Annotated in this window: 4 protein-coding genes and 1 pseudogene; 4 read left to right on the top strand and 1 reads right to left on the bottom strand. The window is 56.8% G+C overall.

Annotation, left to right across the window (positions count from 1 at the left end; all coding sequences use genetic code 11):
• From NCN04_RS09155 to NCN04_RS09140, 4 genes are all read left to right on the top strand, one after another.
• Positions 1–322 (top strand): ACT domain-containing protein (locus NCN04_RS09155; RefSeq protein ID WP_250395882.1); only part of this gene is annotated, 322 nt, incomplete at its 5' end.
• A gap of 106 nt (positions 323–428) precedes the next feature.
• Positions 429–674, top strand: a complete 246-nt coding sequence (locus NCN04_RS09150) for a DUF8657 domain-containing function (protein ID WP_048346194.1) — start codon at positions 429–431, stop codon at positions 672–674.
• 26 nt (positions 675–700) lie between these two features.
• A complete protein-coding gene (locus tag NCN04_RS09145; RefSeq protein WP_250395881.1) occupies positions 701–2311 on the top strand; it encodes an ABC transporter substrate-binding protein in 1611 nt (536 codons plus the stop codon).
• On the top strand, positions 2311–3330 hold the full coding sequence (locus tag NCN04_RS09140; protein ID WP_048346192.1) for an ABC transporter permease: 1020 nt from the start codon (positions 2311–2313) through the stop codon (positions 3328–3330). Before NCN04_RS09145 ends, NCN04_RS09140 begins: the two co-directional genes overlap by 1 nt.
• Here the strand turns inward: NCN04_RS09140 and NCN04_RS09135 are convergent.
• Positions 3324–3920: pseudogene (locus tag NCN04_RS09135) on the bottom strand (alpha/beta hydrolase); the annotation flags it as partial. The gene NCN04_RS09140 and the pseudogene NCN04_RS09135 overlap by 7 nt on opposite strands.

Here is a 3920-nt window from a genome sequence, read left to right as displayed (position 1 = left end):
AGCAGAGGGAAACTTGGACCCTCTGCTGGCAGCCTCCAGCTGGCGCGCCTGCCATCTAGCGAACACGGAGCAAACGAGTCAACGAAATTATGTGCGTTTCAAAACAGAAAATGCACCAGGCGTCATCGGCCGGATTGGCAGCTGCTTCGGCGACCACAACGTCTCAATCCAATCGATCGTTCAGCTCGAAGCCAGTGATGCTGGAGCTGAAATCGTTGTAATCACGCACGTTGTCGGGAATGGGCAAATGAGTGCAGCGCTCAAAGCTATTCATGCACTGCCCGGGGTCCTGAGCCTGGATGCCCATCTCGGCTGCCTTTGATGAGGCCCACATCCTCCACCCGGCGTTCAAGCCCGAAGATGAGGCAAAATCGTAAGAACTATCACAAAGCAAATCTGCATTTGCAGATTTGTGCTGGCAACCGTCCATGTCGAACGAACTGACACTGACCTACGGATCACACTGCGATCAGCAGAGTTCTCGGTCTGTCATGACGCTTCATCAGGGTGACTGCATCAAACTCCGCTCAGGCGAAGGTCCGTTTCAAGTCATTGGGATTGATGACGACCATGACCGTTGTTGGATCCGCCAGTGGCCTCTCGATCCCCATGGTTGCCCCGTGTTTGAAGTCGCTCTTGAACAGATCTCAAGCCCTACAGAAGAAGTCGACTAACAACGTCAGAGCCTCTAGGACGTTGAATGGCGGTTGATCTCAAGAATCGCTGCGTGACTGATCGCCGTCGCTTCAGCCTTCAGGCCAGCGTGTTGATCATCTTGGCCGTTGCCTGCAGCCAAAGCGCTTGCCAACCCAAACGCCAAAGCGAACGCCTGACGGTGGCAAGCGCCGGGCGCATCTCCTCACTTGATCCAGCACTGGCCAGTACGACAGGGGCGTTACAAGTCCTGAGTGCCCTCGGCGACACGCTCTACATCCGAGGCAACAACGGAGACTTTGAGCCCCAATTGGCTGCATCCAAGCCAGAGGTCAGTTTGGACCGCCTCAGCATCACCATCCCTCTGCGGCGGGATGTGCTGTTTCACGACGGCAGCCGTTTTGACGCGAAGGCGATGGCCTTCAGTCTGAATCGCTTCCTACGCATCGGCTCCCAGCGCTATTTGTTGAGCAATCGCATCGCAGCCATTGAAACGCCCAACCCGTTTGAGATCCGTCTGCACCTGAAGCAGCCCTCAAGCTCGATCGAAAGCCTGCTGACATCGCCCTATCTCACCCCCGTATCTCCGAAGGCCTACGCCAACCATGCCGATCGATTTCTCAATGATCGGTTTATTGGAACGGGCCCTTACACCCTCAGCAGCTTTCGCAACACCCAACAGCGTCTCCTCCCATTCCGTCAGTACTGGGGAGCCCCTCCGAACAATGTGGGACTCGACCTCATCAATCTCAGCAATTCCACAGCACTGTTTGGAGCCCTCATCAGCGGAGAGGTGGATGTGCTGCTGTCGAACTCCATTGATGAAGATCAGAAACGAGCCTTGAGCCAACGGGCTGGCAAGACGCTTCTTCAAGAGAGCAAAGGGCCTGCCATGAACATCACCTTCGTGACCCTGCGCAGCAACAGCCCGCCGCTGCAAAGTCAAACCGTGCGTCGGGCACTCGCCCACAGCCTCGATCGCCGGCTGATCAGCACCCGGGTTAGCTACTCGCAAAGAGAGCCATTGCGCTCGCTGATTCCACCAAGTTTGCGAGGAGGCAAAACTGAACCCTGGCCGGCCTACAACCTCGCCACAGCCCGCAAGTTGTTTGAACAGGCCGGGTACTGCAAAGGACGTCGACTGCAAGTGCCCTTCACATTCCGCACCAACGTGCCCTCCGATCGCTTAATGGCACTCACCTGGCAAGCTCAGCTGAAACGCGATCTGCCCAATTGCGTCCAAATGACCCTCAATGGAGTGGAGTCGACCACGGTCTACAAACAGCTCAGCGAGGGCTCGTTCGAGGCGGTGATTCTTGACTGGAGTGGCTCCTATCCAGATCCCGAGGCCTATCTCTCCCCATTGCTCAGTTGCAAGCGCGCCAAAGGAAACATCTGCGAGAAGGGTGAAGCCGTCGATGGCGGCACGTTCTGGACCACACCAGGGCTGCAAGAGGCCTTGACCCGTAGCGACATGCTGAAGGGTGCTCCACGACTTCAAGAACTGGCAACCGTGGATGCGATAGCCGCTCAAGGAGCGCCTTACATTCCGGTCTGGTTTGTGGCTCCAAAAGCCTGGGCTCAAATCCATTTGAACCCTCCCATCTTTAATGGCAACGGGTTCGTGGATTTGGCCCAACTGGGAGAGCGACGCTAATGGCACGGGGAAGGGAGCTTTTTCGCTACTGCGCAACCCGACTCGCACTAGCTCCACTGATGCTTTGGCTGATCGCCAGCCTGGTGTTTCTGCTTCTGCGTGTCGCCCCAGGGGACCCGGTGGATGCAGTGCTTGGGAGTAGGGCCCCAGAAGCGGCCAAAGCTGCCCTGCGGAGCAGCTTGGGCCTCGATCAATCGCTCTGGAATCAATATTTAGATTTTCTAAGCAGGCTCGTTCATGGAGATTTAGGCGTTGCCCTGATTAATAACGAGTCGGTGCGTTCGATCATCAGTAAAACGCTGCCAGCCAGCCTGGAATTGGGCATCACAGCCTTAATCATCTCGGCCGTTCTGGGCTTGGCGGTGGGATTTAGCGGGATTGCACGACCCGAGGGGAAATTTGACCTCGCAGGCCGCTTCTACGGAATTGGCACCTATGCGTTACCCCCCTTTTGGGCGGCCATGCTCATCCAGCTCGTGTTTGCGGTCATGCTCGGCTGGTTGCCCGTTGGCGGCAGATTCCCTCCCAGCTTGATTCCCCCAGAGGGCAGCGGGTTTCTGATCTTTGACAGCGTGATCAGCGGCAATTGGTCGGCCCTCCAAGGAACCATTCGTCACCTCGTGCTTCCGGCCTGCACCTTGGGCCTACTGCTCAGTGGAGTGTTCACCAACGCGCTAAGGCTGAATCTGAACCGCACCTTGAAATCGGATTATGTGGAATCGGCAAGGAGCCGAGGACTGAGCGAAACGCAGGTCGTGCTGCGCCATGCCTTACCCAATGCTCTGCTGCCCGTACTCACCATTGCAGGCATCACGGTTGCATCGCTCATCGGTGGAGCTCTGCTGATTGAAGTGACCTTCTCCTGGCCAGGCATTGCCATGCGCCTTCAAGAGAGCATCAACCAACGCGACTATCCCGTTGTTCAAGGCATCGTTGTGGCCATTGCCGCCCTCGTTGTGATGGTGAGCGTGGCCGTTGATCTCTTGGTGGCAGTGCTCGATCCACGCATCCGTTACTGATGCACCAAGGCTGACGCCGCTTCTCGATCGAGCCGATGAAGGTGAAGCTCGCCCAGCTTCAAATGCAGCGTCTTGGCCGTAGATCGGGGCTCAGCATTGCTCTGTTCTTGTTCCACTAAAAACTGCACCACCTCCTGCTCCAAGAGCGCTTGGACCTGGAGCGGCTGAACACCCACGAGTTCTTCTCCCAGCTGAAAGAGATCCTCACCCCGTCCACCTTGTCTTTGCCCCTCCACCCGCACGGGGGAAAAATGACTCGCTCCCTCCACAAGCACCACTCGACTGGAAGGATCGGCAGGCATCGCCAACAACAAACCCAACTGTTCGCTGATCGGTGGCGTGATCAGGTCAAGGGTGCCGCCCGTCAACAACACAGGCACTTTGACGATTTTCGAAAGAGAGTTGGCAGGCCAAAGCAAGCTGCCAAAACTGTTGAAGCCAATCACAGCCGACAACGCATGAGGTGCGGCTTGCTTGGGCAAAGAAACATCCACCAACTGACACTGCAACAGACGCGACAAGTTGCTCAGCGGCAAATCGCCCAAAACCGAAGAGCAACGTCGCGCAAGACCTGGAGCTGGCCTTGCACC

The sequence above is a fragment of the Synechococcus sp. MU1655 genome, from assembly GCF_023630655.1.
Lineage (GTDB): Bacteria > Cyanobacteriota > Cyanobacteriia > PCC-6307 > Cyanobiaceae > Synechococcus_C.
The sequence above is the reverse complement of the archived record's forward strand: the minus strand, read 5'-3'. Positions and strand labels throughout refer to the sequence as shown.

Coding starts and splice junctions, on each gene's coding strand:
- NCN04_RS09140 (WP_048346192.1), top strand. CDS start 2,311: ATGGCACGGGGAAGGGAGCTTTTTCGCTACTGCGCAACCCGACTCGCA.
- NCN04_RS09145 (WP_250395881.1), top strand. CDS start 701: ATGGCGGTTGATCTCAAGAATCGCTGCGTGACTGATCGCCGTCGCTTC.
- NCN04_RS09150 (WP_048346194.1), top strand. CDS start 429: ATGTCGAACGAACTGACACTGACCTACGGATCACACTGCGATCAGCAG.